Origin of the sequence: Nonomuraea sp. NPDC050643 (genome assembly GCF_040654715.1) — a bacterium.
Lineage (GTDB): Bacteria > Actinomycetota > Actinomycetes > Streptosporangiales > Streptosporangiaceae > Nonomuraea.
Window position 1 is genome coordinate 240,074 of record NZ_JBFAIM010000002.1, and the last position, 25,599, is coordinate 265,672.

A 25,599-nucleotide genomic window follows, 5' to 3' on the forward strand; every position below is an offset into this window, starting at 1 on the left:
GTACATTGCAAGCGCCCGTCTAGCAACATCAGCTACCTTCTCTGTGGTCAAAAGTCCACATTGTGAGTTGAGTGATGTCTGCGAATAATCCCCCCTATGGCCAGGATCCTGACCGGACGACGGCATACAACTGGAACCAGGGGCAGCAGCCGGAGACCCCGCCGACGGCGCAGTATCCGGGACAGCCGTACCCGCCACAGCAGCCGTACCAGCAGCAGCCTTATGGTCAGCAGCAGCAGCCCTATGACCAGGGGCAGGGGGCCTACGGACAGCAGGCGTCCTACGGCCAGCAGCCCTCCTATGGCTCCCAGCACGGGCAGCAGCAGCAACAGCCCTCTTACGACCCCGGCCAGTACGGCCAGCAGGGTCAGCAGAACTGGCAGCAGGCGCAGCAGGGCGGCTGGCAGCAACAGCAGCAACAGCAGGGCTGGCAGCAACAGGACCAGTACGCCCAGGGCGGCTGGCAGCAGCAGGGCCCCGAGGGCTTCGGCCCGGCCGAGCCCGGCAAGAAGGGCCGCAAGAGCTGGGTGATCGCCGTCGCGGCGGCGCTCGCCGTGGTCGTGCTCGGCGGCGGCGCGGTGTGGGCCGTGGGAGCCTTCGGCGGCGGCGGCACACAGCCGAACGAGGTGCTGCCCGCCAACTCGGTCGCCTACGCCCGGATCGACCTCGACCCGGCCGCGAACCAGAAGCTGGCGCTGTTCCAGCTCGCCAGGAAGTTCACGGTCACCAAGGACAGCTTCTCCGGCGAGGACCCGCGCAAGGCGCTCTTCGAGACGCTCAACGACGGAGACGACAAGGTCGACTTCGCCAAGGACGTCGACCCGTGGCTGGGCAGCCGGATCGGCGTCGCGGCCGTCCCCTCCGGCAAGGAGGAGCCCGACTTCGCGGTGGCCGTCCAGGTCAAGGACCAGGAGCAGGCCAAGGCCGGCATCGCCAAGCTCATGGACGGCGACAAGTACGGCATCGCCTTCCGCGAGGACTACGCGCTGCTGACCGCCACGCAGCAGCTCGCCGACAAGTACGCGCAGGGCGAGGGCAGCCTGGCCGACAACAGCGAGTTCAGCGACGACATGGGCGCGGTCGGCGAGGAGGGCGTGCTGTCCTTCTGGGCCGACATGGGCGGCATGCTCGAGCTGGCCAAGAAGGAGGTCGCGGGCACCCCGCAGGCGGCGCTCGACCAGGTCAAGGACGCCAGGTTCGCGGGCGCCCTGCGCTTCGACAGCGCCTACGTCGAGCTCGCGGGCGTCGTGCGCGGCGCGAAGGGCATGGCCCCCGAGGGTGACCTGGCCAAGGCGAACCTCGGCACCCTGCCCGCCAGCACGGCCGGCGCCCTGTCGGTCTCTGGCCTCGACCAGGTCGTCACCAAGCAGTGGGCCGAGATCGAGAAGCAGGCCGCGGCCTCCGGCAGCGCGGAGATCACGCAGCTCCTCGAGCAGGCCAAGACGAAGTTCGGCCTGTCGCTGCCCGGTGACCTGGCCACGCTGTTCGGCCAGAACCTCACGGTCGCGGTCGACAGTGAGGGCCTGGACAGCGACCAGATCAAGGGCGGCGTGCGCATCGCCACCGACCCGGCCAAGGCGCAGGCCGTTCTCGACAAGGTCACGCAGGCGATGTCGCAGAGCGGCCAGCCCGCCCCGCAGATCGCCAAGCTCGCCGGCGACGGGGTGTTCACGGTCGCGACCACGGACGAGTACGCCAAGAAACTGTCCGAGGAGGGCACGCTCGCCGACTCGGAGACGTTCCAGACCGCGATCCCCAACGCCGGCGAGGCCAACTACGCGCTCTTCGTGGACCTGGACAAGGTCGAGAAGTTCTACCTGCAGTCCATGCAGGGCGAGGACAAGGCCAACGCCCAGGTGCTGCGGGCCGTCGGCCTGAGCGGCACGCAGACCGACACCGAGGCGTCGTTCTCGCTGCGCCTGCTGTTCAACTAGCTCGACGAGCACCTGCTGTCCGACCAGCTCGGCAAGCACATGAGAAAGGCGGCCGGTCCGATGACCGGCCGCCCTTCTCATGCGTCTTTCAGGCCCAGAGCTGGCCTTCGAGGCGCTCTTCTGCCTCTTCCAGGGTGCCTTCGTAGGCGCCCGTGGACAGGTATTTCCAGCCGCCGTCGGCCACCACGAACACGACGTCGGCGCGCTCGCCCGCCTTGACCGCCTTGGCGGCCACGCCCAGCGCGGCGTGCAGCGCGGCCCCGGTCGAGACGCCGGCGAAGATGCCCTCGGAGGCCAGCAGCTCGCGGGTGCGCCGCAGGGCGTCGGCCGAGCCGACCGAGAAGCGGGTGGTCAGCACCGACTCGTCGTAGAGCTCGGGGATGAAGCCCTCGTCCACGTTGCGCAGGCCGTAGACCAGCTCGCCGTAGCGCGGCTCGGCCGCGACGATCTGCACGCCGGGCACCCGCTCCCGCAGGAACCGCCCGACCCCCATGAGCGTCCCCGTCGTGCCGAGCCCGGCGACGAAGTGGGTGACGGTGGGCAGGTCTTCGAGGATCTCGGGGCCGGTGCTCTCGTAGTGGGAGCGCCAGTTGGCCGGGTTGCCGTACTGGTAGAGCATCACCCACGACGGGTTCTGCGCGGCCAGCTCCTTGGCCACGCGCACGGCCTCGTTGGAGCCGCCCGCGGCGGGCGAGGAGATGATCTTCGCTCCCCACATGCGCAGCAGTTGCCGGCGCTCCTCCGAGGTGTTCTCCGGCATCACGCAGATCAGCTTGTAGCCCTTGAGCTTGGCCGACATCGCGAGCGAGATGCCGGTGTTGCCGCTGGTGGGCTCCAGGATCGTGCAACCGGGCGTGAGCAGCCCGTCTTTCTCGGCCTCCTGGATCATCCAGAGCGCCGGCCGGTCCTTGATCGACCCGGTCGGGTTGCGGTCCTCGAGCTTGGCCCACACCCGCACGTCGGCGGAGGGCGACAACCTCGGCAGCCCGACCAGAGGTGTGCGGCCGACCGAGTCGATCAGCGAGTCGAAACGCATGTCACCCGCCGGCGACGGCGGGGAGCACGGTCACCGTGTCACCGTCGGACAGCGGCGTGCCCAGGCCGCCCAGGAAGCGCACGTCCTCGTCGTTCAGGTAGACGTTGACGAAGCGGCGCAGGGCGCCCTGGTCGACCAGGCGGTCCTTGATGCCCGGGTGGTGGGACTCGAGGTCGCTGATCAGCTCTTCGAGAGTGGCGCCCTGGGCGCTGACGGCCTTGGCGCCGTCGGTGTAGTTACGCAGGATGGTCGGAATGCGAACCTCGATGGCCATCGCGCTCAGTCTCCTCAGTCAGGTCGTCGTCCCATCGGCAGCAACACCGATGGCTTGATGCGGATTCCGAGTCAGCGACAGTCGTACACGACGACAGCCGGAGTGTGCGCAAAGAGGAAGCTCTGCACCGGCCTGACCATCATGGGAGAAACCTTACCTCTTCCTCGGTGATCTCCCCATCGAGGATGCGGTAGGAGCGGAACTCCACCTCGGCTTCGTCTCTGGTGGAGACCAGCACGTAGTGGGCGTTGGGCTCGGACGCGTAGGACACGTCGGTGCGCGACGGGTATGCCTCGGTGGCCGTGTGGGAGTGGTAGATCACGACGGGCTCCTCGTCCCGGTCGTCCATCTCACGCCAGACCCTGAACTGCTCCATCGAGTCGAAGCGGTAGAAGGTCGGGGAACGCTCGGCGTTCTCCATCGGGACGAACCGCTCCGGCACCCCGTCCTTCCCCGCGATAACGCCGCACGCCTCGTCGGGGTGATCGGCCCGCGCATGGGCGACGATCTTGTCAACGAGTTCCTGCGAGATCGACAGCATGCCCGGAAATTACCAGAGGGCTCGGACGAGGCTGTCTTGGAGGTAGGTCAGCCAGTCGTAGGTGACGTAGGCCGGGTATCGGGGGTCGTCCTCGGACATCATCGCGATCTCGTCGTGGATCTCCTCGGTCACGTCGAGTTTGGTGCCGAGCGTGAGCCGCAGGTCGTTGAGCGCGCGCAGCCACGCCTGGGCCTGCTCGGCGGTCAGCTCCGCGCGACCCGACCTGGCGGTGTCGTGGACGGTCTGCGCGTCGGCCCGCTTGCCGTCGCGCAGCGTGGCCTCGGTGTAGCGGCGAAACTCGGCCGCGTCCTTCTCGTCCTTGTACGCCGACGGGAAGAGCCTGGCCAGCACCGGATCCGACGGCACCGCGCTGTCACCGATGCCCAGCGCCCGCTCCAGCGGGTCGTCGCTGGTCTGCCCCGGCGACACCAGGCCGAGCATCATGGACACGAGCGAGCGCAGCAGGGAGACCTCCGGCGCCTCGAACACCGCGACCACGCCGCCGTTCTTGCCCCGCGAGAACCCCGAACTCACCGGCGCCGCCTCACTCGTCTCGATCGTCGCTCGAACCTCATTTGACGGAATCCGGTTGTACCGTCGCCCACAGGCCGTAGGAGTGGAGAATCTGCACATCGCGTTCCATCTCTTCGCGCGTGCCACTGGACACGACCGCCTTGCCCTTGTGATGTACGTCCATCATCAGCTTCTCGGCCTTCTCTTTGGTGTAACCGAAGACCGTTTGGAAGACATAGGTCACGTAGGACATGAGGTTGACCGGGTCGTTCCAGACGATGGTCACCCACGGCAGATCGGGCCGGACGTCCGATGACGGACGCTCAACGGCGATTGGAGCGGTGCTACCCACATCCCCGAGTCTGCCCTATCTGGGCCGTAGTCTTCGAGTCGTGAGAATGACCATGAGCACTGCGTTGCTCACAGATCACTATGAGCTGACAATGCTGCAGGCCGCCCTGCAGAGCGGCGCGGCGCACCGGCGGGCGGTCTTCGAGGTGTTCGCCAGGCACCTGCCGGGCGGGCGTCGCTACGGTGTCGTCGCAGGTCCGGGGCGTATCCTCGACGAGCTCGAACGCTTCCGTTTCGGTGACGAAGAACTCACCTTTCTGCGCGAGCACCAGGTCGTGGACGAGGCCACTCTGGCGTTTCTGGCCGATTACCGGTTTTCCGGGAACATCTACGGCTACCGCGAGGGCGACGTCTATTTCCCCGCCTCTCCGATCATGGTCGTGGAGGGCACGTTCGCGGAGGCGGTGCTGCTGGAGACGCTCACGCTGTCGATCTTGAACCATGACTGCGCGATCGCCTCCGCGGCCTCCCGGATGACCAACGCGGCGGGCAAGCGGCCGCTCATCGAGATGGGCTCCCGGCGCACGCACGAGGCCGCCGCGGTGGCCGCCGCGCGGGCGGCGTACATCGCCGGGTTCGCCTCGACCTCCAACCTCATGGCCGGGAGCCGGTACGGCGTGCCCACGGCCGGCACGGCGGCGCACGCGTTCACGCTGCTGCACGACTCGGAGCGGGCGGCGTTCAAGGCCCAGATCGCCTCGCTCGGGCCGGAGACGACGCTGCTGGTGGACACGTACGACGTGGGCGACGCCGTACGCACGGCTCTGGAGCTGGCCGGTCCCGAGCTGGGCGCCGTCCGCATCGACTCGGGCGACCTGGCGGCCGCGGCCCAGGAGGTGCGTGAGCAGCTCGACTCCCTCGGCGCCTTCAACACCCGCATCCTGGTCACCTCCGACCTCGACGAGTACGCCATCGCCGCCCTCGCCGCCGCCCCCGTCGACGGCTACGGCGTGGGCACCTCGCTGGTGACCGGCTCGGGCGTGCCCACGGCGGCCCTGGTGTACAAGCTGGTGGCGCGGGAGACGGCGACCGGCAAGCTGGAGCCCGTGGCCAAGCGCTCGGTGGGCAAGCCGTCGCGCGGGGGCCGTAAGGAGGCGTACCGGCTGCTGGACGAGACCGGGCACTTCGAGACCGAACTGATCACCACCGGCGGCCTCGCCCCCGAGGGCGGCATCGCGCTGCTGCACGAGCTGGTGCGCGACGGTGAGATCGTCGGCCGCGAACCCCTGTCCGCCGCCCGCGACCGCCACGCCGAGACCATCGCCACCCTCCCCCAGGACGCCCTCCACCTGGGCAGGGGGTACGCGGCGATCCCCACCGAGTTCGCCTGACGTATTGTGCTGCCTATGGGCACCGCGTTGATCATCGTCGATGTGCAGAACGACTTCTGCGAGGGTGGCAGCCTGGCCGTGGCCGGGGGCTCGGAGGTGGCGGCGGCGATCACCCGCCATGTGACCGACCATGGCTACGACCACGTGGTGGCCACCCGCGACTACCACGTCTCCCCCGGCACCCACTTCTCCGACGCCCCCGACTATGTCTCCACCTGGCCCGCCCACTGCGTGGCCGGCACCCCCGGCGCCGACTTCCATCCGGCCTTCGACGTCTCGGAGGTGGAGGAGGTGTTCAGCAAGGGGGCCTATGAGGCGGCGTACAGCGGCTTCGAGGGCGCCTCGGGCGACGGGGTCTCGCTGGCGGACTGGCTCAGGGAGCGCGGGGTGGGCGAGGTCGACGTGGTGGGCATCGCCACCGACCACTGCGTCCGGGCCACGGCCCTCGACGCGGTCAAGCACGGCCTGGCGGTGCGGGTGCTGCTGGACCTGACGGCGGGCGTGGCGCCGACGACCACGGAGGCCGCGATGACGGAGCTGAAGCGGGCAGGCGCCACCCTGCGGGGGGCGCCTGCCGTCGGCTGATCAACCGGCGTCGCCGGGCCACCTGGCGGAGACGTCGCCCCAGAGCGGAGGCCGTTCGGCGGTGCTCCCCTCGTTCAGCGCGCGCCTGATCGCCTCACGCATATAGGCCTCTTCGGACATCCCATACGCCCGAGCCGCCTCCGCGACCCCTCGCCTGATGTCCTCGGGCAGATACGGATTCACTTCAGGCACCCTCTCCAAGCCGTCCCGCGCCTCCCTGACGCGTCGATCACGAAGAGTACACACTGTGCAACGCTCAGGTCATGTGATATCGAAGAGGGCGAACCCTCTCCGAAGCTGACCTAATGCGGAGAGTCACATGTCTCCAACTTGTGGAGGTTCTTCATGCTGGCCCTCTCCCTGGGCATGGCCTGGCTGCTCCTCGCCCCTCTCAGCCTGTGGTTGCTCCTCAGGGGCACCACGACCGAGCGGGCCGGCGCGATCCTCACCTTAGCCCTGCTGGAGGCCGGAACGATCGCCATGAACACCCTCCCCCAGCCCGCGGGCCCCCTCCGCCCGGCGACCGCCGCGGCGCGCGCCCTGCCCGCCCCGCCCTGCGCCGACCTGGCCCCGGCCCCGGAGTCCGCGAGGATCGGCGAGGAGCTCGTGCTGAGCTGGAAGGCCGATCCCCACGAGTGCGGCACGGCCGAGGTGGTCCTGCGCGCCCACGGCGACAGGCTGCTGATCTGGCTGTACGAGGGTCGGCGGGCGGGCCGGCACCGGACCGCGTTCGGGTGGCGGCAGCAGGACGTCCACACGCTGCCGGTCCGCGTGGGCGACGGCAGGGCCTCACTGAGGGTGCCGCTACCAGGAAAGGCCGGATTCATCCCGACAGACGGCCGCACCGGAAGACGCATCCCCGAACCGGCCCCGTAGACGAAACCGATGCGGCGTTCGCCCGGGGCCGCCCAGGTCCGGCGGGGATCCGGCCGGGCGCCGCAGGCCGTTCCGCCGGCCCGCGAACCGCCGCCCTAGCTCGGCTCGTGCTGCTCGACGGCCAGCCGCACCGCGTCGTCCAGCTTGGCGAAGACCTCGAACGCGTGCCGGAGGCCGGTGATCGACAGCACCCGCGCCATGACCCCCTGAACCCCTCCGAGCAGCAGCCTGGTGCCCCGGGACTCGCAACGCTGCATCATGTCGACCAGCTCGTTCATGCCCATCGAGTCGCAGAACAGGACGTCGCCGAGATCCAGGATCAGGAAGGGCTTGGGGGGCAGGTCCCAGATCCGCTGCAGATGCTCCCGGAGCACCGGGAGCGCGTTGACGTCGAGCTCGCCCTCGAGCCTGACGATGATGGCGTTTCGAGAGAGGCCGGAAGTGACGATGAGCGTCGACTTTCCGGTGGCCTCAGACGACATGGGCGAAGTCCTTCTGCGTATCCCGAGACGAGCCAGATTGGTTGTTGCCGCTTCGGCCGAGCTTCTAACAGGAGGTCACTGCTCTGTGGCCAAACGCGCAGAGTCATGCGAGGTGGGCGCCGCCCGGACGCGCGCAGCGCTGGGGGGACGCGCCGCGCGCGAGGGCGGGTTCAGACCACTCCGAGCGTGAACACGTACGCGAGGGCCAGGACGGCGAGGATCACGAGCAGGACGCTCGTGCCGCCGATCACCATCACGACGTGCGTGCGCTTGGCGAGGCTCCGGATGGCGGCCACCGTCAAGGTGATCAAGGCTGCCAGAAGGAGCAGGGACGCGTGTCTGCTGTCGGTGGTCGTGGGCATTGCCACCGCGAGGTGGAGGGCTAGTGTCGACATGAGGTTTCCCCTGGTGCGGAGATGCGCGCTGACAGAAACCTTGCTGTGCGGGCACCTCTGCGCCTGCCGGGTCAGAGGTGTCCGCGGTCTTCCGCGTGGGATGCCGTTCATCGGGGGTATGTGGCTCACCGCAGGTTCGTCGCGAACCACCTCCACTTTATTCAGTCAACTTCAGTTGTATTTACTGAACTTCTACTCTTTTTACTACCCAGCAATGACACTGCTTATTCGCACGCGAAAGCCGCGGGCCAGTGGCTAGACTGGTGGCTCTTGTCGGGTCTTAGCTGGGGGTTTACCGTCCATTCCAGAGCCCGGCTGGATATTCACTAGAAAACGCTGAAGTTCACACGAGTGAGGCTTAGGCATGAGCCGCGACGATGACGCGCGGATCGCGCTGGCGCGCCGACTGCGCGAGCTCCGCGACAGCCACTGGCCTGACCTGCGGGTCACCCAGGCACAGCTGCGCGACGCGTTCGGGGTCAGCGTTCCGCTGATCTCGTCATGGGAGTCGACTCATGCCGTGAAGATCCCGCCCTTACACCGGCTCGACAAGTACGCCGCGTTCTTCGCGAGCCGCCGCTCGGTCGCCAACGGGGCGGCCCGCGTGCTCACACCGGCCGACATGACGTCCGATGAGCGCGAGGAGCACGACAGGCTGTACACCGAGCTGACCCGGCTGCGTCAGGCGGCGCTCAAGTTCCAGATCGCGGCGGAGAACACCGAGTCCACGCGATCGCCGGACGCCTTCCTGGAAGGCCCCTGGCACTTCCCCGCCGGGGAGCCGATCACGATCATCTGCTCCCAGGTGCCCGCGGAGGAGCGCGCGAAGATCCCGTACGCGTCTCCTGAGAGCGGCGACTACATCGAGCTCTACAAATACTCCGACCTGGACTCCCTGTTCGAACTGTGGGGCCACGTCAGGGCCGCGAACCCGCACAGCCCCGTGACGCTGCGCGCCACCGAGGACCTGCGCTCCGACGACCTGACGACCCACCTCGTGCTCCTGGGCGGCGTCGACTACAACGAGGTCACCGCCTCCATGCTCGAACGCATCGAGCTCCCGGTGCGCCAGGTCGCCGACTGGGAGGGCGAGAAGGGACCGTACTTCGAGGTCGCCAAGGGCGAGGAGACGCACAGGCACCACCCCGAGTACAGCGCCGGCCGGCGCCTGCTCCGGGACGTCGCGTTCTTCTACCGTGGTGTCAATCCCGACAACGTCGAACGCACCCTGACCATTTGCAATGGCATGTACGCCAGGGGCGTCTACGGCGTGGTGCGGGCGCTCACCGATTCACGATTCCGCGACCGGAACGCGGCCTATCTGCGCTCCCGTTTCGGCGCCGCGCCTTCCTACGGCATTCTCACTCAGGTCAGGGTCGAGGGCCGGGTCGTCGTCACCCCGGACTGGACCCTGGACAAGTTCCGGCTCCACGAATGGCCGGAGCCCACTCATGGAGACTGAAATAGCGAACGTCACGGTGGAGCATCACCATGGCTCCCACAGGCATCTGGTCGACACGTTCGCCGATGCGTACCCCTTTCCGGCCTCGGGCCGGGTCGATGCCATCGTGGTGCCCACGATCCGGCATCCGACGTGGCTGAAATACGCGATCCGCCTGGCGTCCGAGCTGGGCTGCCGGCTCGTGTCCCTGCACAGCGGCAAGTACAGCGCCGCCGATGACGCCGGCGATCGCATGCCGGACGACGTCGATTTCCTCGCAGTCGACCTTGACCAGGGCAGGCCGCTCAACCTGCCGGACTTCCACACGACGGCCCTCGTCAGGGGCACCCCGTTCGCCCGTGCCACCGACCTCAGCGCCAAGCGCAACCTGGGCCTGATCCTCGCCCGTCTCATGGGCTGGGAACGCGTCATCTTCCTGGACGACGACATCGAGGTGGGTGGTCACGCGGACGTCGCCAGGGCCGCCGCGCTGCTCGACGCGTACGACGCCGTGGGCATGCACATCGGCGGCTACCCGGACAATTCAGTCGTCTGCCACGCGCACCGGTTCGCCGGCGGCAAGCAGGACTCGTTCGTGGGCGGCGGCGCCCTCGCCGTGGAAACGACCCGGCGCCACTCCTTCTTCCCGAACATCTACAACGAGGACTGGTTCTACCTGCTGAGCGAGACCTCACTGAGCAGGCTCGCGGTCACCGGGAAGGTGAAGCAGCGTCCCTACGACCCTTTCGACCGCCCTGCCCGGGCACGCGACCAGGAGCTCGGCGACGTGCTCGCGGAGGGCGTCTACTGGCTGCTCGACGGGGAGGAGGGGACGGGCTGGAAGGCCGCGACCGACCCGGCCTACTGGACCGGCTTCCTCACCAAGCGCAAAGCCTTCGTCGGCGACGTGCTGAGCCGCGTCAGGCGACTCCCCCCGGCCTCGCGGCCGAACCCGCAGGCCATGACGGAGTCGCTGGTCGCCGCGCGCGGCCGACTCGACCGCATCACGCCGGACTTCTGCGTCGCCTACCTGGAGGCCCTGCTGAAGGACCGCCATCTGTGGGCCGACCACCTCAAGACGATCCCGAAGCTCGGCTCCGCCACGGGCGACGCGATGAAGTGGCTGACCAAGGACGGTGTGCGGCCCCTGCGGTACCGGACCCGGGGCAACACCCCACGTTGATTCACATAAGCCCCGGACGGGAAGCTTTCGGTCCGTGGGGGCACCTGATATTCGCCAAGCCGTCCATGCCGACCTCCCTGCCCTGGTCCGCTCGCTCGGGCAGAAGGCCTATTTCACCGACCGTCTGACCAGGCAGGAGACCGGCCACGGGTTCCTCCTGGTCGCCTGGGAGGCTGGGGTGGCCGTGGGCGACGTCTACGTGTGGCTGGCGCCGGCCGAGGAGCCGGAGTTACGCGCCCTCCTGCCCGGCGTCGCGCTGCTCACCCATCTGGAGGTCGTCTCCTGGCGGCGTAACGAGGGCATCGGGAGCCTGCTCCTCCAGGCGGCCGAGCAGCGGCTCGCCGCCATCCACCACACCAAGGTCGCGCTCGGGGTGGGCCTGGACAACCTGGACGCGCAGCGGTTGTACCGGCGCCGTGGGTATGTGGAGTGGCGGCACGGGCCGGTGGCGACGACGGACGTCGTCTACCACGCGAACGGGCGCCACGAACTCCGGCCGGAGCTGTGCCGCATCCTGATCAAGCCCCTCCACCGCGACCACCGCGGACCGGCCCCCTCGAAGGACTGACGAAAGGCGGGGTTCCCCTGCGGCGCGGGTCCCCCTCGAAGGACTGACGGCGCAGGTCCCCCCTCGATGATGACGGGAGGACCTGCGGGGAAGAGGGCGGCCTATCGTCGCTGGGTGGCCCAGCGGCGGATGGCGTCGATGCGTTCCTGGATCTGCTCGGCCGTGGCCTGGGCGATCGGCGGGCCGCCGCAGGCGCGGCGCAGGTCGGAGTGGATGACCCCGTGCGGCTGGCCCGTGCGGTGGTTCCACGCGCCCACCAGACCGTTCAGCTCACGCCGTAGCTCCGCGATCTGCTCGTGCGGCGCCAGCGCCGGCGGGGGCTCCTCCATCGTCTGCTTGCGCTTGGCGGCCTGCTGGTCGGACTGGCGCTTGCGCAGGAGCGTGGCCACCTGGTCGGGCTCGAGCAGGCCGGGCAGGCCGATGAAGTCTTCCTCCTCGGCGGAGCCGATCTCCGCGCCCGTGCCGAACTCGCCGCCGTCGAACAGCACCCGGTCGAACGTCGCCGAGGTCTCCATCGTCTCGAACGGAAGCTCGTCGCCCAGGACGTCGGGGTTGTCCTTGCGGCGGTTGGCGTCGTCGAGGAGCGAGTCGTCGAGGCCGTCCTCCGGAGGCCGCTTGTTGAGCACGTGATCGCGCTCCACCTCCATCTCGTTGGCCAGGCCCATGAGCGTGGGCACCGAGGGGAGGAAGACCGAGGCCATCTCGCCGCGCTTGCGGGCACGCACGAAACGGCCCACGGCCTGGGCGAAGAAGAGCGGGGTCGAGGTGGAGGTGGCGTAGACGCCCACGCACAGGCGCGGGATGTCGACGCCTTCGGAGACCATGCGGACGGCGACCAGCCAGCGATCCTCGGAGGCCGCGAACTGCTTGATCTTCTTGGACGCGCCCGGATCGTCGGACAGGACCACCGTGGCGCCCTGGCCGGTGATGTTGCGCAGGTGACGGGCGTAGGCGCGGGCGGTCTCGTGGTCGGTGGCGATGACCAGGCCGCCGGCGTCGGGCACGCCCCTGCGCACCTCGGTCAGGCGGCGGTCGGCGGCCTGCATGACCTGCCGGATCCAGTCGCCCTTCGGGTCGAGCGCGGCCCGCCACGCCTGCGAGAGCTGGTCTTTGGTGAGCGGGGTGCCCAGCGTCGCGGCGATCTCGTCGCCGGCGCGCGTGCGCCACTTCATCTCACCGGAGTAGGCCAGGAAGATCACCGGACGCACGACGCCGTCGTCGAGGGCCGGCCCGTAGCCGTAGGAGTAGTCGGCGACGCTGCGCTTGAGGCCCTCGGTGTCCTCCTCGTAGGCGACGAACGGGATCGGGTTGTCGTCGGACCGGAACGGGGTGCCGGTGAGCTGGAGCCGCCGCGTGGCGGGCTCGAACGCCTCGCGCACACCGTCGCCCCACGACTTGGCGTCGCCCGCGTGGTGGATCTCGTCGAAGATGACCAGCGTCTTGCGGGCCTCGGTGCGCGCCCTGTGCAGGGCCGGGTGCATGGCGACCTGCGCGTATGTCACCGCCACCCCGGTGTAGTCACGCGAGGTGGTGCCCTGGCTGTTCTTGAACTCCGGGTCGATGCCGATGCCGACCTTGCCCGCTGCGTCGGCCCACTGGCGCTTGAGGTGCTCGGTGGGCGTGACGACGGTGACCGCCCTGATCACGCCGTTGGCGAGCAGCTCGCTGGCGATGCGCAGGGCGTAGGTCGTCTTCCCCGCGCCCGGCGTCGCCACGGTGAGGAAGTCACGCGGCTCGCGCCGGAAGTAGAGGTCGAACGCCTGCTGCTGCCAGGCGCGCAGCTTGGGGGCGGTGCCCCACGCGGCCCGGTCAGGATAGGAAGGCGAAAGGTGGGACGCGGCGAAAGTGCTCACCGCATCACCTCTGGGGTTCGTGTGCTTCGCTTTCTCACAGTGACCCAAGAGTAATCGGGCCCACCGACAAGACGTGCCGTGAGCCGAGGATTCTGGCCAAGGTCTTCCTCACGTGCTATGCGGCTTATCGGATGCTCGTCATCACCGCGTCGAGCGCCTGCCTACTGCTGTTTTCCTCGGGTTGGAGCAGCCCGACGAGCAGGACGGCCGTGCTCTGGCGAGTGAGCAGCATCACTCTGAGGTACGCCGGTCGGTTGACCACATCCTGATACTCCGCCCGTAGCGCACGCGTGTACCCGCCCGCGAAAGGCCGGTCGTCGACGACGCTCACCCGGTCGCCCTTGAGCAGCAGCCGAGAGTACAGCTCCGCCGCCTGCGCCGTGGCCTTCTTGGCGTCCGCCACCGGCCCCGGCACCGGTCTGGCCATGACCAGCCCTCCGTCCTCGTTCCTGACGACCGAGGTGAACCCCGTGACCGGCGCCACCGCCCCCTCGATCCACCCCTGTGGCAGCGTCGCCGTCACACCGGCCAGCGAGTCGCTCAGCCGTCCCGCCGGCGCCGGTGGCGCGGTGAACCGCAGTGCGACCATGGCGGCCCCAGACACCAGTGCCGCTCCCGCCGCCAGCGCCACCAGCGCCTCCGCCCAGCGCCGCCACGCCCGCCCTCCGGCGCGCCGGGGCAGTCCGGGGTTCGCCGGGGAGCGGTGGAGGTGGGCGGAGGGTGGGAGCGCGTCCCACGCGTCGCCGTCCGCCGGTGCGGCCCCTGCTCCCGATGAGGTCCCGCGGATCCGGGGGTTCCACGAAGGCTCGTCCGGGTCGAGGTCGAGCGGATGCGCCCGCCGCCCCCAGTCGAAGCCGTCGGGATCCAGATCCCGCCACCGGCCCGAGTCCTCCGGGCCCGGCCCCGTCCGTCCACCGGAGGCGTCCCGGTCCCAAGACCTGCCCGAGGCGTCCTGATTCCGCGACCCACCCGAGATGCCCCGGTCCCGCGACCCACCCGAAGCGTCCCGGTCCTGAGACCCGTCGGAGGTGTCCCGGTTCCGCGACCCGCCCGAGGCGTACGGGTCCCGGCCCCGCCACCCGCCGGCCGCGCCCTGGCTCCGCGGTCCTCCCGAGGTGTCCCGGTTCCGCGGCCCGGGAGACGCGTCCCCGTCCCGCCGGCCTCCTGAGGCGCCCGGGGTCTCCCGGTCTCGCGGCCCTCCCGAGAGGTGCCCGTTCCACGGTGGGCCGGAAGCGCCCCGGTCCTGCGGTCGGCCGGAGATGTCTGGAAGGTCCGGTTCCAGGTCCAGGGGGTGCGGAGGACGTACTGGGTCGGCGCGTTCGCGGCGGCCTCGGCGCGACTCCTCGTCACGGTGCGCGTCCGGATCCGTGCCGTCCGGATCCGTGCCGTCCGGCCCCGTGTCGTCCGGAGGAGTACGGCGGTGCCTGGGCCCCGGCCGAGGGGGCCAGACACGGTGATCACCCTCCATGGCACCTCCTTGCCCGCTGTCCTATCACTCCTCGCGACGAGGAGCAGGCGATCTGTGACGGCTGGGGCAGGAGGGACGTAATTCAGCGGGTGCGTCCGGCGAGCAGCGTGGCGCTGAGCGCGACGGCCGCCATGAGAACGGAGATGACCACGAACCCGGTGGCGATCTGCGCGGAGGCGTGCCCGATGACGTTCACGATCGCTCCCCCGATGCCGATCGCCAGCGCCGCCCCGAGCTGGTCGGTCACCGACAGGGCGGCCGAGTTCGCCCCCTGCTCCTCCACCGGCGACTGCTGCAGCGCCGTGACGCTGACCGTGGTCATGCCGAACCCCATCCCGAAGCCCCCCAGGATCCACGCGGGCACGGCGATCCACCCGGTCACCCCGGGCAGCACGGACAGCAGGCAGATGAGGATCGCGACGGTCACCGCCCCGGCGCCCAGCCTGATCCGCTTGTGGGCGTCGGCCGAGCGCCTGCTCTGCAGGTACGAGCCGGCGGACCAGCCCAGCGCCCCGGTCGTCAGCGCGATGCCGGCGGCGGTCGTCTCGAAGGACTTCACCTCGTGCAGCGCCAGCGGGATGAAGGAGTTGACGCCGAAGAACGCGGCCGAGAAGAACCCGCGCATCATGACGGTCGTGGGCAGCCCGCGGGCGAACCGCAGCGCGCGGGCCGGCAGCAGCCAGTAGAGCCCGTAGACCAGCGCCGCCAACCCCACCACGGTCTCCACCCCTGCGGGGACGGGATGCGTGTGCAGCCGGTCCACCCCGTGCAGCAGCAGCCCGGCGCCGCCGGCCGTGGCGGTGGCGGCCAGCGTCATCGCCACGGGCCTGGACCGCGGCCCGGTGCCGGGCCGTACGTCGGCGCCGGCTCCCATGCGCAGCGCCGGTACGAGCATCACCAGTGCCGGCACCACCAGCGGAATGATCCCGAAGAAGACGTAGCGCCACCCCCACTGGTCCTCGACGAACCCGGCCACCGCCGGGCCCACCATGGCGGGCACCACCCAGGCCGCGGAGACGGCGGCGAACGCCTTCGGCCGTACCTCGGTGGGGTAGACCCGGGCGATCATCACGTACAGCGCCACGATGGCGGCCCCGCCCCCGAGCCCCTGCACGGCCCGCGCCACCAGGAACAGCCCGGCGGAGTTCGCCGCCCCGGCCAGCGCCATCCCCGCCACGAACAGCAGCACCCCGGCCAGGAACGGCACCGGGTAGCCGCGCCGGTCGGCCCAGAGCCCGGCCACCACGTTCATGAACAGGCTGGCGATGAGGAAGGCGGAGAAGCTGAGACCGTACAGGTCGAGGGCGTCCAGCTCCTTGGCGACGGCCGGCATGACGACGCCGACCGACATGCCCTCGAAGGCGATCAGCGTGATCACCAGCAGGATGCCTAAGGTGGCGGTGCGGTAGTCGGGGCTGAGGATGCCGGGGGGCTTGTGGGGAGTGTCGAGTGCCTTTGGTGCTGTCACCCACACATCGTATTTGCCGGATATCTACGCGTCAGACGTGTCCCGGTACGCCGCCCACATCTCGTGCATGCGCTCCGCCTGACCCTTCGTGAACTCCGCCATGCACCGATCGTGGGCGTAGTCCATGAAGTTGCGCGTCGGGTCCAGGCCGGGGTTCTCGGCGCAGGTGTCCTTGCCCTCGGGGCACGCCTCGGTCGGCCTGGCCTCGGCCGGGGTGTCGTCGATGCCGTCGCCGGGCTGCGCGCAGCCGTTCTCGAACGTGTGGAACAGCCCGAGCCAGTGACCGATCTCGTGGACGCCGGTGAAGCCGCGGTTGTAGTTGGTCAGGGCGCCCCCGGGCAGGCTGCGCCAGTCGATGACGACGCCGTCGAGGGCGGGCGCGTCGGCGTACCAGTAGGGGTAGCTGGAGAAGCCCAGCATGAGCTCGCTGAGCTGGGCGATGTACAGGTTGAGCGTGCCGGCCCCGCCCTCGTGCAGGGTCCTTTTCATCACCTTCTCGTTGCCGACGGGGTCGGTGAACCAGGAGCCGTTCTCCTTGACCGAGATGGAGTCGAGGCGGAAGCGCACGCCGGTGTCGACGCCGCCGTACTGGCCGCCGTACGCGGCGTTGAGCGCGTTGATCTGGGCCACGACCGCCCGGTCGGTGACCTGGCGGGCGCCTTTCGTGATGACGTGCACGCGCGTGGACACGGTGAACTCGGTGGGCGGTGTGATGCCGGCGAGCCGCCGCCCGAGCTCGTCCTTCACCTTGGCGACGTCATCGGGCTTCGGCGAACGCGGCCCGGGAGTCCGCGGCGCGTCAGGAGCCCGCCGCGCATGAGGCACCCGGAACCCCTCGTGCGCCCCCGGCGCATGGCGGGCACAACCGGCCGCCATGGCGGTGCCGGGCCGGAGCGGCGGAGCGAGCCCCGCCGCGAGCAGGCATGCCAACGAGACGGCGGTCGCGCGCCGGGCCATGCGGTCTCCTATGACGATTTGAGGTGGTCTGGCTACCGACCGTAACTCTCGTCGCGGAGATTACCGCTCAGCAACACTCACTGCTTGTCGTCGCCGCCCTCGCCGCCACCGGACGGCAGGCCCTCGTAGATCTCCTTGCACTCCGGGCAGACCGGATATTTCTTGGGATCGCGGCTGGGCACCCAGATTTTGCCGCACAGGGCGCGGATGGGCGTGCCCGTCACCATGCTCTCGGTGATCTTGTGCTTGTCCGCGTAGTGGGCGAACCGCTCGTGATCGCCGTCGCCGTGCGACGTCCGCGGAGTGGTCTCCTGCTCTGGGAGGATCTTCGTGCTCACCCCATTGAGTTTATGCCCGCCCACGACCACCCCCCGACAGCAGTACGGCCCCCGCCGGGTCGTGGCGGGGGCCGTACGGGCGGAGCGGGTCAGCCCACGTGGACCGGCGCGCCCTCGGTCTTGCGCCCGGCCTTGACGAACAGCGTCAGCAGGGCCGTCAGCACCGCGATGCCGGTGCTGACCAGGAAGGCGAGGTGCATGCCGTCCATGAAGGAGTTGTGCACGGCGGCGCCCACCTGCTCGGGCAGGCCGGGAGGCACCGCGCCGAAGGCGGCGGCCTTCTCCAGAGCGGTCAGTTGCTCCGGCGGGATCGCCTGCGCCGCCGGGCCGAGGTAGCCGGGCAGCTTGCCGGAGATCTCGGCGGCCATCACGGCGCCCAGGATCGCGGTGCCGAGCGCGCCGCCGACCTGCATGGCCGACTGCTGCAGGCCACCCGCGACACCGCTCAGCTCCACCGGCGCGTTACCCACGATGATCTCCGTGGCGCCCACGAAGACCGGCGAGAGGCCGAAGGCCAGCAGCAGGAACGGGATGCCGCTCTCGATGAACGAGGCGTCGATGCTGAGCCGGGACATCAGGAACATGGAGAGCGCGGTGATCAGCAGACCGACCGCCATCGTGTACTTCGGCCCGAACCTGCCGATCGCCATGCCCGCCAGCGGCGAGGCGAAGATCATGCCCGCGCTCATCGGCAGCATGCGCAGGCCGGCCTCCAGCGGGGTGAGCCCGTGTACGCCCTGGAAGTAGAAGCCCAGGAAGAACATGGCGCCGAACATGGCGAACGCGACCATCATCATCAGGAAGGTGCCGATGGAGATGGAGGGGTTCGCGAACAGAGAGAGCGGGACCAGCGGCTGGCGGGCCTTGCTCTGCCAGAAGATGAACGCCCCGATGAGCACCACGAACGCGCCCACGAAGGTCAGCGTCGTACTGTCACCCCAGCCCCACTCGGGGGCCTTGATGATCGTCCAGACGAGCGAGAACATCGCGCCGGACAGCAGCACCACACCCAGCCAGTCGATGCGCGCCAGCGTCTGGGCGCGGTTCTCCTTGATCAGCAGGAAGCCCATGATCAGGGCGATGACGCCCACGGGCGCGTTGATGAAGAAGACCGACTCCCAGCTCACCTTCTCGACCAGCACGCCGCCCACGATCGGGCCCGCGGCGCTGGACAGGCCGATGATGGCGCCCCAGGCCCCCATCGCCTGGTTCAGCTTCTCCCCCGGGAAGGCGCTGCGCAGGAGTGCCAGGGCGGCGGGCTGCAGCAACGCGCCGAACAGGCCCTGCAGCACACGCAGACCGATCAGCGCGCCGACCGGGGTGATGCCGGGAATGATGTCCGCCAGCTCGGCGCTGAGACCGATGCCCACCGATGAGATCGCGAAGCCGGCCACACCGATCAGGAAGACCCGCTTGTGCCCGAACAGGTCGCCCAGCTTGCCCGCGGTGATCAGGAACACCGCCAGCGCCAGCAGATAACCACTGGTCACCCACTGCAGGTCGGAGAGTGAAGCCTTCAAGTCGACCTGAATGACCGGATTGGCGATGCCCACCACCGTGCCGTCGAGCATCACCATGATGACGCCCAGGCTGACCGCCAGCAGCACGAGCCACGGGTTACCCCCGGTCCCCGTCTTCACAGGGCCGGGCGACGGCGGTAGGTCGACCGCCTTCGCGTGAGCCATGAAGTCCCCCTAAATACACATCTGCCCCACACCGGGACATAGGTCTCGTAAGCCTCAGGTAATCTATGTCAGTCGATGACTTATGACAACTGACTTTTAATCGTCGCCCTATGACTTATGGCACACTGTGTCAGAAAGGTTTCGAGGGAGTGACCGCAGTGGGTCTACGGGAACGCAAGAAGGAGAAGACGCGCCTGGCGATCCTCGACGCCGCGCTCGACCTGTTCCTCGAACAAGGATACGAGTCGACCACGGTGGAGCAGATCGCGGGGGCCGTCGAGATCTCGCCCCGCACGTTCTTCCGCTACTTCACCAACAAGGATCATCTGGCGCTGTGGTTCCACGAGCACGGCGAGGAGATCATGCTGGAGACGCTGGAGAGTCGCCCGCGGGACGAGCCCCCGTTCACGTCGCTCATGCACGCGCTGCGCGCGGTGCTGCTCGACGTGCAGGGGTCGACGCCGGTGGACGCCGCGAGGTTCCTCAAGCTGCGCCGACTGCTGGACGGCAACCCCTACCTGATCGGCCGGTCGGTGGCGAGGGGCGCGGAGACCGAGCGCCGCCTGGCCGAGCTGATCGCCGCCCGCCGGGGGGTCGACCCCGACGAGGACCAGCTCTCACACCTGATCGTGGCGTTCGCCATGTCCACGATGCGCGTCGGCTTCGAGTGCCCGCGCCGCGACGGCACCCTGCCGGAGGTCACCGAGCGGATGACCGAGAGCATCGAGCTGGCCGAGCGGTCGCTGCTGCCGGGCTGGGACCTGCAGCGTTAGTTCAGCGTCGGGTCGTCGGGGCAGGTCGCCACGAAGGCCAGCTCGCCGGGCTGACGGCGCAGCACGTGGCGCCACAGTGATCCGGGGTCGGCGTGGAAGGTGTCGCCGACCTCGGAGTCGACGACGTACCAGGCACCCTCGGCTATCTCGCTCTCCAACTGCCCGGACGTCCAGCCCGCGTAGCCCGCGAAGATGCGCATCTGCGCGATCTCGCCTTGCAGGATCTCGGGCGGCGCGTCCAGATCGACCGTGCCCAGCCGCGAGACGGCCTCGGTGCCGGCGTGCAGCCGGCGCCACCCCAGCGGCTCCTCCCCGCTCGGCACCGCCGCCAGGGCGAGCGCGCTGTCAGTCTGTACGGGACCACCCTCGAAGAGCACCGAAGGCCCCGTCACCAGCGGATCCCACACGGGCAGCACCTGCGTCACCGAGATGTCGCTCGGCCGGTTGAGCACCACTCCCAGGGTGCCACCGTCGTGATCGTGTTCGAGGATCAGCACGACGCTACGCCTGAAGTTGGGGTCGTCGAGAAGCGGGGTCGCCACCAACAAACCACCGACGTAGATCGCTTCCGCCATACCTCCATCATGAAGGCATCTTGGGGGTCCGCGCTCCCCCGCGTGGCCGATGTTACTTTTCGTGTGAGCTTGGGCACTTTACGTAGCAAAGATCACACTCGGGGGGAGCTCATGCGCATCGGTACCCGTCTCGTGCTGGCCGTCCTTCCGGCGAGCGCCGCACTGCTCCTTCCCGCCGCCGCGTGGGCGTGGCCGCGGCCGGATCCGGGCGACCCCTTCACGATGACGGTGGACGACGTGGGCTGCCGCTCCGGCCGGGTGGCCGTCACGCTGCACAACCAGACCCGCCAGCTCGTCCGGTTCGACCTCAAAGCCGATGGCACGAGCATGGCGAGCGGCTCGATCCCGGCCCGCAAGACCATCGTCAGGCACGTCCCCGTACAGAAGGGCAGCACCGCCGACATCGAGGCGTTCTCGGTCACCGAGGACCACCCCGACACCCTCATCGACTCCAGCCGCGCGGAGAACGACTGCCCCTGGGGCCACCACCACGGACGCCTGCCCTTCACGGGTCCGCCCACCGACCTCATGGGCAAGCTGGCCACGGCGGGCGGCCTCGTGGTGATGGGCGGGATCCTGTGGTGGTACGGCTCGATCTGGCCCCGGTCAACCATGTGAGGTGACGAACGCCCCCGCCCTGGCGGCGGCCAGTGTGCGCGCCACCGACGCCTCCGCGACCGCATGGTCCACGGGCTCCCTCGTGACCACCAGACGGTAGTAGAGGGGGGCCGAGATCGCCCGGATGACCTCCGGCCCGTCGGTCCCGGCAGGCAACTCGCCCCGCTTGACGGCCAGGTCGACGACGGTGGCCCACTCCTCGATGCGGCGCAGATAGAAGGCGCGCAGCGCCTGGGAGGCCTGCTCGTCGCAGGTCGCGGCGGCGATCACCGCCTGGAACGTGGCCCCGAGACGGCCGTCGTTGAGCGCCTCGAGCACGGCGAGGGCGTTGGCCCGCAGGTCGGCCTCGACGTCACCGGTGTCGGCGTGCGGCGAGGACTGGTTGGCCAGTTCGTTCATGAGGTCGGCGACCAGCCCGGTCGTGCTCTTCCAGCGCCGGTAGACCGTGGTCTTGCCGACGCCCGCCTTGGCCGCCACCTGATCCATGGTCAGCCCGTGGAAGCCGCGCTCGACCAGCTCGTCCTGCGTGGCGTCCAGAACGGCCGCGCGCACCCGAGCGGTACGGCCCCCCGGCCGTACGGTTCCCGCCAAACGGGAAGGTTGTTCCATTAAATCTCCTCGTTGTGCTACCGTCATGCCATCTTAACGGAACTCTCGTCCCATTAGGGGGCTGACATGACCGTACTGACCGAACGGGCCGGGCCCGATCGCATGACCACCAGGCAGCGCCTGGTGCTGGTGCTGCTGCTCGGCTCGCAGTTCATGCTGGCCGTGGACTTCTCGATCCTGAACGTGGCCCTGCCCGTGATCGGCGCCGGCCTCGGGTTCGCCCTGGCCGACCTGCAGTGGGTGGCCACGGCGTTCGCGCTGGCGGCCGCCGGGTTCACGTTGTTGTTCGGCCGGATCGCCGACCTGTTCGGGCGGCGCAGGCTGTTCCTGCTCGGCATGGCACTGCTCGGGCTCTCCTCGCTCGTGGGAGGGCTGGCGACCTCGCCTGGGGTGTTGCTCGTAGCCAGGGTGAGCCAGGGACTCGCCACCGCCATCGTCACGCCGGCCGGGTTGTCGCTGCTGACGACGTCGTTCGCGGAGGGGCCGCTCCGGGCACGTGCGCTGGGGCTGAACGGGGCGTTGATGTCGGCCGGGTTCACCTCTGGCGCCATTCTAGGCGGACTCCTCACCGAGCTGCTGAGCTGGCGGTGGGCCTTTCTCGTCAACGTTCCCGTCGCGCTGGCCGTGCTGGTCGCCGCGCCCGCGGTGCTGCGGGAGAGCCGTCCCGCCGAACGGCGCAGGATGGACCTCCCGGGCGCGGTGACGGTGACGGCCGGGCTGCTCGCGCTGGTGTTCGGGCTCACGCGGGTCGGCGAGCACGCCCTCCAGGGGGCCTTCGCCCTGGGCGCGGGGGCGGTGCTGCTGGTGGCGTTCTGGTTCGTGGAGCGGCGGTCGGCCGCGCCGCTGGTGCCGGTCACCATCATGGCCAGGCCGAGCGTGAAGTGGGGGAACCTGGCGGGGCTGATCGCGTTCGCCACCGAGACCTCGCTGGTGTTCCTCCTGACGCTCTATCTGCAGGAGGTGCTCGGCTACTCGGCGCTGGCCACCGGGCTGACATTCGGCGTGCTGGGGCTCGGCACCGTGCTGGGCGGGGTACTGGCGCCACGGGTGCTGGGCGCGCTCGGCACCGGCAGGGCGCTGTCGGCCGGGTTCGCGGTGCAGGCCGCCGCCACCGCCTCGCTGGCCCTGCTGGGCGCGGGGTCCGGGTGGATCTGGCTGCTGCTGGTGGCCACGTTCGTCGGCGGGGTGGGCAACATGGTCGCCATCGTGGGTTTCATGGTCACGGCCACGTCGGGGCTGCCGGACTCGGAGCAGGGGCTGGCCACCGGCCTTGCCACCATGACCCAGCAGGTCGGCATCACCATGGGCATCCCGATCATGAGCGCGGTGGCCACGGCCGCCATGGGGACGGTGCTGCAGGGGGTCATCATGGCAGTGATCGTGAACGCCGTCCTCGCATTCGCCGGAATGCTGCGACCTCGTTCGGCTATATCGAACTGAACTGCGCTAGTGTGCCCGGTGTGGGAGAGACGATTCAGTCGGTCGAGCGGGCCGCCGCGATCCTGCGGCTGCTCGCCTCCGGCCCCCGCCAGCTCGGGGTGGCCGAGCTGGCCAGGGCGCTGGGCCTGCCGAAGGGGACGCTGCACGGCATCCTGCGCACGCTGGTCCGCGTCGGGTTCGTCGAGCAGGACGAGAGCACGGGGAAATACCGCCTCGGCGCCACGCTGCTCCACCTCGGCAGCAGCTACCTCGACGTCAACGAGCTGCGCACCCGCTCGATCAACTGGGCCGACGCGCTGGCCGGGCGCAGCAGGGAGAGCGCCTGGATCGGGACCCTGCACGAGGGGCACGTGCTGGTGATCCACCATGTCTTCAGGCCCGACGACAGCATGCAGACGCTGCAGGTGGGCACCTATCTGCCGACCCACGCCAGCGCGCTGGGCAAGGTGCTGCTCGCCCACGACCCGTACGGCGAGTCGCCCGAGCCCCCGCTGCGGCCCTTCACCAAGAGCACGATCGTCGCCCTGCCCGCGCTGGAGTCGGAGCTCGACCAGGTCAGGGCGCGCGGCTGGGCGGCCGAGATGGAGGAGCTGACGGAGGGCGAGGTGGCCATCGCCGCGCCCATCAAGGACCCGCGCGGCCTCGTGGTGGGGGCCATCGGCATCCGGGGCGCCGTCGAACGGCTCGCCGCCGACGGGGCCCTGCACATGGAGTTCGTCTCCTACGTACGCGACGCCGCCCGTGCCATAACCCGCGACCTCGCCCGATGACACTTGAACACCGTCCGGCGACCACATAGCATTCGTTCGGCATTGTCGAACCATGAGCACTAGCGAGGAACCAGTGCCGCACTACGTCGCAGCCATCGACCAGGGCACCACGTCCAGCCGGTGCATCGTCTTCGACCAGGCCGGCAACATCATCTCGGTCGCCCAGCGCGAGCACCGCCAGATCTTCCCGAAGCCGGGCTGGGTCGAGCACGACGCCGCCGAGATCTGGCAGGCCGTGCAGGGCGTGCTGGCCGAGGCCGCCGGCGACCTCGACATCGCCGCCCTCGGCATCACGAACCAGCGCGAGACCACCGTGCTGTGGGACCGCGAGACCGGGAGCCCCGTCTGCCCGGCCATCGTCTGGCAGGACACCAGGACCGACGCCCTCACCCGGGCCCTGGCCGAGCACGAATCGCTGTTCAAGGAGAAGGCCGGGCTGCCGCTGGCGACCTACTTCTCCGGGCCCAAGATCCGCTGGCTGCTCGACGAGATCCCGGGGCTGCGCGAGCGGGCCGAGCGCGGCGAGGTGCTGTTCGGCACGATGGACTCCTGGCTGCTGTGGAACCTCACCGGCCGCCACATCACCGACGTCACCAACGCCAGCCGCACGATGCTGATGAACATCCACACGCTGGCCTGGGACGACGACCTGCTCGCCGCGATGGGCGTGCCACGCGCGATGCTCCCGGAGATCCGGCCCTCCGCCGAGGTCTACGGCCACACCGCCGCCGGCGTCCCGGTGGCCTCGGCGCTCGGGGACCAGCAGGCGGCGCTGTTCGGCCAGACCTGCTTCGCGCCCGGCGAGACCAAGAGCACCTACGGCTCGGGCAGCTTCCTGCTGATGAACACCGGTCAGGAGCCGGTCGTGTCCAAGCACGGCCTGCTGACCACCGTCGGCTACCAGATCGGCGACGGCCCGGCCACCTACGCGCTGGAGGGCGCGATCGCGGTCACCGGCTCCCTGGTGCAGTGGCTGCGCGACAACCTGGGACTCATCTCCAGCGCGGCCGAGATCGAGACGCTGGCCAAGACGGTGGACGACAACGGGGGCTGTTACTTCGTACCGGCCTTCTCTGGGCTGTTCGCGCCGCACTGGCGCTCCGACGCGCGCGGGGTGATCGCGGGACTGACCGGGTTCGTCAACAAGGGGCACATCGCGCGGGCGGTGCTGGAGGCCACGGCCTGGCAGACCCGCGAGGTGGTCGACGCGATGAACGCCGACTCGGGGCTCGACCTGACGACGCTGCGCGCCGACGGCGGCATGACCGCCGACAACCTGCTCATGCAGACGCTCGCCGACGTGCTGGCCGTACCGGTGATCCGGCCGATGGTGGCCGAGACCACCGCGCTCGGCGCCGCGTACGCCGCCGGCCTGGCCACCGGCTACTGGCCCGACATGGACAGCCTGCGCGCCAACTGGCACAAGGCCGCCGAATGGCGCCCCGCGATCGACGAGCCGGCGCGCGAGCGCGAATACCGCAACTGGAAGAAAGCCGTGGCCCGGACCCTCGACTGGGTCGAGCAGTAGGGAGTAG

The 25,599-nt window shown here is 69.6% G+C and carries 27 protein-coding genes; 12 read left to right on the forward strand and 15 right to left on the reverse strand.

What is annotated here, in order from left to right; genetic code table 11:
- Positions 1-74 precede the first annotated feature (74 nt).
- Positions 75-1,934 carry a hypothetical protein gene (locus AB0I15_RS03345; protein WP_358089842.1) on the forward strand — a complete coding sequence of 620 codons (1,860 nt, stop codon included), beginning with the start codon at positions 75-77 and terminating at the stop codon, positions 1,932-1,934.
- 88 nt (positions 1,935-2,022) lie between these two features.
- Here the strand turns inward: AB0I15_RS03345 and AB0I15_RS03350 are convergent, their stop codons facing one another.
- The 5 genes from AB0I15_RS03350 to clpS all read right to left on the reverse strand — a co-directional run bounded on the left by AB0I15_RS03350 (position 2,023) and on the right by clpS (position 4,650).
- Complete coding sequence (locus AB0I15_RS03350; RefSeq protein WP_358089385.1) at positions 2,023-2,970, reverse strand: cysteine synthase; 948 nt, start codon at positions 2,968-2,970, stop codon at positions 2,023-2,025.
- A 1-nt stretch (position 2,971) separates the two neighbouring features.
- Positions 2,972-3,244: a MoaD/ThiS family protein gene (locus tag AB0I15_RS03355; protein WP_358089388.1), complete on the reverse strand. Its 273-nt coding sequence runs from the start codon at positions 3,242-3,244 to the stop codon at positions 2,972-2,974.
- A 139-nt stretch (positions 3,245-3,383) separates the two neighbouring features.
- Positions 3,384-3,785: a M67 family metallopeptidase gene (locus AB0I15_RS03360; protein ID WP_358089391.1), complete on the reverse strand. Its 402-nt coding sequence runs from the start codon at positions 3,783-3,785 to the stop codon at positions 3,384-3,386.
- Between the two features lie 9 nt (positions 3,786-3,794).
- Positions 3,795-4,319, reverse strand: a complete 525-nt coding sequence (locus AB0I15_RS03365) for a DUF2017 domain-containing protein (protein ID WP_358089394.1) — start codon at positions 4,317-4,319, stop codon at positions 3,795-3,797.
- Positions 4,320-4,356: 37 nt separating this feature from the next.
- A complete protein-coding gene (gene clpS, locus AB0I15_RS03370) occupies positions 4,357-4,650 on the reverse strand; it encodes an ATP-dependent Clp protease adapter ClpS (protein WP_103955930.1) in 294 nt (97 codons plus the stop codon).
- A 46-nt stretch (positions 4,651-4,696) separates the two neighbouring features.
- Here clpS and AB0I15_RS03375 point away from each other — a divergent pair, with 46 nt between their 5' ends.
- The 3 genes from AB0I15_RS03375 to AB0I15_RS03385 all read left to right on the forward strand — a co-directional run bounded on the left by AB0I15_RS03375 (position 4,697) and on the right by AB0I15_RS03385 (position 7,441).
- Complete coding sequence (locus tag AB0I15_RS03375) at positions 4,697-5,980, forward strand: nicotinate phosphoribosyltransferase (protein ID WP_358089396.1); 1,284 nt, start codon at positions 4,697-4,699, stop codon at positions 5,978-5,980.
- A 15-nt stretch (positions 5,981-5,995) separates the two neighbouring features.
- Entirely contained in the window at positions 5,996-6,565 is a 570-nt protein-coding gene (locus AB0I15_RS03380; RefSeq protein WP_358089400.1) for a nicotinamidase, read from the forward strand.
- 345 nt (positions 6,566-6,910) lie between these two features.
- Positions 6,911-7,441, forward strand: coding sequence for a hypothetical protein (locus AB0I15_RS03385; RefSeq protein WP_358089402.1), 531 nt, complete (start codon positions 6,911-6,913; stop codon positions 7,439-7,441).
- A 95-nt stretch (positions 7,442-7,536) separates the two neighbouring features.
- Here the strand turns inward: AB0I15_RS03385 and AB0I15_RS03390 are convergent, their stop codons facing one another.
- Together AB0I15_RS03390 and AB0I15_RS03395 are read right to left on the reverse strand one after the other, a co-directional pair.
- Complete coding sequence (locus tag AB0I15_RS03390; RefSeq protein ID WP_358089404.1) at positions 7,537-7,923, reverse strand: STAS domain-containing protein; 387 nt, start codon at positions 7,921-7,923, stop codon at positions 7,537-7,539.
- Between the two features lie 170 nt (positions 7,924-8,093).
- Complete coding sequence (locus tag AB0I15_RS03395) at positions 8,094-8,234, reverse strand: hypothetical protein (protein WP_358089406.1); 141 nt, start codon at positions 8,232-8,234, stop codon at positions 8,094-8,096.
- A gap of 448 nt (positions 8,235-8,682) precedes the next feature.
- Between AB0I15_RS03395 and AB0I15_RS03400 the strand changes: the two genes are divergently transcribed.
- Genes AB0I15_RS03400 through AB0I15_RS03410 form a run of 3 tightly spaced genes read left to right on the forward strand, consistent with a single transcriptional unit; the run spans position 8,683 to position 11,510 of the window.
- Complete coding sequence (locus AB0I15_RS03400; protein WP_358089408.1) at positions 8,683-9,780, forward strand: helix-turn-helix transcriptional regulator; 1,098 nt, start codon at positions 8,683-8,685, stop codon at positions 9,778-9,780.
- Entirely contained in the window at positions 9,770-10,942 is a 1,173-nt protein-coding gene (locus tag AB0I15_RS03405) for a hypothetical protein (protein WP_358089410.1), read from the forward strand. The genes AB0I15_RS03400 and AB0I15_RS03405 overlap by 11 nt, the downstream gene beginning before the upstream one ends.
- 34 nt (positions 10,943-10,976) lie before the next feature.
- Complete coding sequence (locus AB0I15_RS03410) at positions 10,977-11,510, forward strand: GNAT family N-acetyltransferase (RefSeq protein ID WP_358089412.1); 534 nt, start codon at positions 10,977-10,979, stop codon at positions 11,508-11,510.
- A gap of 101 nt (positions 11,511-11,611) precedes the next feature.
- Here AB0I15_RS03410 and AB0I15_RS03415 read toward each other — a convergent pair whose 3' ends face one another.
- From AB0I15_RS03415 to AB0I15_RS03440, 6 genes are all read right to left on the reverse strand, one after another.
- Positions 11,612-13,363: a DEAD/DEAH box helicase gene (locus AB0I15_RS03415; RefSeq protein ID WP_358089415.1), complete on the reverse strand. Its 1,752-nt coding sequence runs from the start codon at positions 13,361-13,363 to the stop codon at positions 11,612-11,614.
- A gap of 124 nt (positions 13,364-13,487) precedes the next feature.
- Positions 13,488-14,831: a hypothetical protein gene (locus AB0I15_RS03420; protein WP_358089418.1), complete on the reverse strand. Its 1,344-nt coding sequence runs from the start codon at positions 14,829-14,831 to the stop codon at positions 13,488-13,490.
- A gap of 82 nt (positions 14,832-14,913) precedes the next feature.
- Entirely contained in the window at positions 14,914-16,299 is a 1,386-nt protein-coding gene (locus tag AB0I15_RS03425; protein WP_358089421.1) for an MFS transporter, read from the reverse strand.
- Between the two features lie 24 nt (positions 16,300-16,323).
- On the reverse strand, positions 16,324-17,256 hold the full coding sequence (locus AB0I15_RS03430) for a zinc metalloprotease (protein ID WP_358089424.1): 933 nt from the start codon (positions 17,254-17,256) through the stop codon (positions 16,324-16,326).
- Positions 17,257-17,333: 77 nt separating this feature from the next.
- Complete coding sequence (locus AB0I15_RS03435) at positions 17,334-17,594, reverse strand: DUF3039 domain-containing protein (protein ID WP_358089426.1); 261 nt, start codon at positions 17,592-17,594, stop codon at positions 17,334-17,336.
- Between the two features lie 89 nt (positions 17,595-17,683).
- Positions 17,684-19,279, reverse strand: coding sequence for an MFS transporter (locus AB0I15_RS03440; protein ID WP_358089428.1), 1,596 nt, complete (start codon positions 19,277-19,279; stop codon positions 17,684-17,686).
- A gap of 149 nt (positions 19,280-19,428) precedes the next feature.
- Here AB0I15_RS03440 and AB0I15_RS03445 point away from each other — a divergent pair, with 149 nt between their 5' ends.
- Entirely contained in the window at positions 19,429-20,052 is a 624-nt protein-coding gene (locus AB0I15_RS03445; protein ID WP_358089430.1) for a TetR family transcriptional regulator, read from the forward strand.
- Here AB0I15_RS03445 and AB0I15_RS03450 read toward each other — a convergent pair.
- Entirely contained in the window at positions 20,049-20,627 is a 579-nt protein-coding gene (locus AB0I15_RS03450) for a YqgE/AlgH family protein (RefSeq protein ID WP_358089433.1), read from the reverse strand. The genes AB0I15_RS03445 and AB0I15_RS03450 overlap by 4 nt on opposite strands.
- A gap of 111 nt (positions 20,628-20,738) precedes the next feature.
- Between AB0I15_RS03450 and AB0I15_RS03455 the strand changes: the two genes are divergently transcribed.
- On the forward strand, positions 20,739-21,245 hold the full coding sequence (locus AB0I15_RS03455; protein ID WP_358089436.1) for a hypothetical protein: 507 nt from the start codon (positions 20,739-20,741) through the stop codon (positions 21,243-21,245).
- Here the strand turns inward: AB0I15_RS03455 and AB0I15_RS03460 are convergent.
- Positions 21,234-21,854 (reverse strand): TetR/AcrR family transcriptional regulator, encoded by a 621-nt coding sequence (locus AB0I15_RS03460; protein ID WP_358089438.1) that lies wholly within the window; start codon positions 21,852-21,854, stop codon positions 21,234-21,236. The genes AB0I15_RS03455 and AB0I15_RS03460 overlap by 12 nt on opposite strands.
- A 66-nt stretch (positions 21,855-21,920) precedes the next feature.
- Here AB0I15_RS03460 and AB0I15_RS03465 point away from each other — a divergent pair, with 66 nt between their 5' ends.
- Genes AB0I15_RS03465 through glpK form a run of 3 tightly spaced genes read left to right on the forward strand, consistent with a single transcriptional unit; the run spans position 21,921 to position 25,592 of the window.
- A complete protein-coding gene (locus AB0I15_RS03465) occupies positions 21,921-23,294 on the forward strand; it encodes an MFS transporter (protein ID WP_358089441.1) in 1,374 nt (457 codons plus the stop codon).
- Positions 23,295-23,305: 11 nt separating this feature from the next.
- Positions 23,306-24,064: an IclR family transcriptional regulator gene (locus tag AB0I15_RS03470; RefSeq protein ID WP_358089443.1), complete on the forward strand. Its 759-nt coding sequence runs from the start codon at positions 23,306-23,308 to the stop codon at positions 24,062-24,064.
- Between the two features lie 52 nt (positions 24,065-24,116).
- Positions 24,117-25,592 carry a glycerol kinase GlpK gene (gene glpK / locus AB0I15_RS03475; RefSeq protein ID WP_358089445.1) on the forward strand — a complete coding sequence of 492 codons (1,476 nt, stop codon included), beginning with the start codon at positions 24,117-24,119 and terminating at the stop codon, positions 25,590-25,592.
- Positions 25,593-25,599 lie beyond the last annotated feature (7 nt).

Excerpts from the sequence above, each read along its gene's own strand:
- AB0I15_RS03455 (WP_358089436.1), top strand. The coding sequence starts at position 20,739 with ATGCGCATCGGTACCCGTCTCGTGCTGGCCGTCCTTCCGGCGAGCGCC.
- AB0I15_RS03465 (WP_358089441.1), top strand. The coding sequence starts at position 21,921 with ATGACCGTACTGACCGAACGGGCCGGGCCCGATCGCATGACCACCAGG.
- AB0I15_RS03360 (WP_358089391.1), bottom strand. The coding sequence starts at position 3,785 with ATGCTGTCGATCTCGCAGGAACTCGTTGACAAGATCGTCGCCCATGCG.
- AB0I15_RS03355 (WP_358089388.1), bottom strand. The coding sequence starts at position 3,244 with ATGGCCATCGAGGTTCGCATTCCGACCATCCTGCGTAACTACACCGAC.
- AB0I15_RS03440 (WP_358089428.1), bottom strand. The coding sequence starts at position 19,279 with ATGGCTCACGCGAAGGCGGTCGACCTACCGCCGTCGCCCGGCCCTGTG.
- AB0I15_RS03390 (WP_358089404.1), bottom strand. The coding sequence starts at position 7,923 with ATGTCGTCTGAGGCCACCGGAAAGTCGACGCTCATCGTCACTTCCGGC.
- AB0I15_RS03400 (WP_358089408.1), top strand. The coding sequence starts at position 8,683 with ATGAGCCGCGACGATGACGCGCGGATCGCGCTGGCGCGCCGACTGCGC.
- AB0I15_RS03350 (WP_358089385.1), bottom strand. The coding sequence starts at position 2,970 with ATGCGTTTCGACTCGCTGATCGACTCGGTCGGCCGCACACCTCTGGTC.
- AB0I15_RS03405 (WP_358089410.1), top strand. The coding sequence starts at position 9,770 with ATGGAGACTGAAATAGCGAACGTCACGGTGGAGCATCACCATGGCTCC.
- AB0I15_RS03380 (WP_358089400.1), top strand. The coding sequence starts at position 5,996 with ATGGGCACCGCGTTGATCATCGTCGATGTGCAGAACGACTTCTGCGAG.
- glpK (WP_358089445.1), top strand. The coding sequence starts at position 24,117 with ATGAGCACTAGCGAGGAACCAGTGCCGCACTACGTCGCAGCCATCGAC.
- AB0I15_RS03420 (WP_358089418.1), bottom strand. The coding sequence starts at position 14,831 with ATGGAGGGTGATCACCGTGTCTGGCCCCCTCGGCCGGGGCCCAGGCAC.
- AB0I15_RS03345 (WP_358089842.1), top strand. The coding sequence starts at position 75 with ATGTCTGCGAATAATCCCCCCTATGGCCAGGATCCTGACCGGACGACG.
- AB0I15_RS03460 (WP_358089438.1), bottom strand. The coding sequence starts at position 21,854 with ATGGAACAACCTTCCCGTTTGGCGGGAACCGTACGGCCGGGGGGCCGT.
- AB0I15_RS03375 (WP_358089396.1), top strand. The coding sequence starts at position 4,697 with ATGACCATGAGCACTGCGTTGCTCACAGATCACTATGAGCTGACAATG.
- AB0I15_RS03450 (WP_358089433.1), bottom strand. The coding sequence starts at position 20,627 with ATGGCGGAAGCGATCTACGTCGGTGGTTTGTTGGTGGCGACCCCGCTT.
- AB0I15_RS03430 (WP_358089424.1), bottom strand. The coding sequence starts at position 17,256 with ATGGCCCGGCGCGCGACCGCCGTCTCGTTGGCATGCCTGCTCGCGGCG.
- AB0I15_RS03385 (WP_358089402.1), top strand. The coding sequence starts at position 6,911 with ATGCTGGCCCTCTCCCTGGGCATGGCCTGGCTGCTCCTCGCCCCTCTC.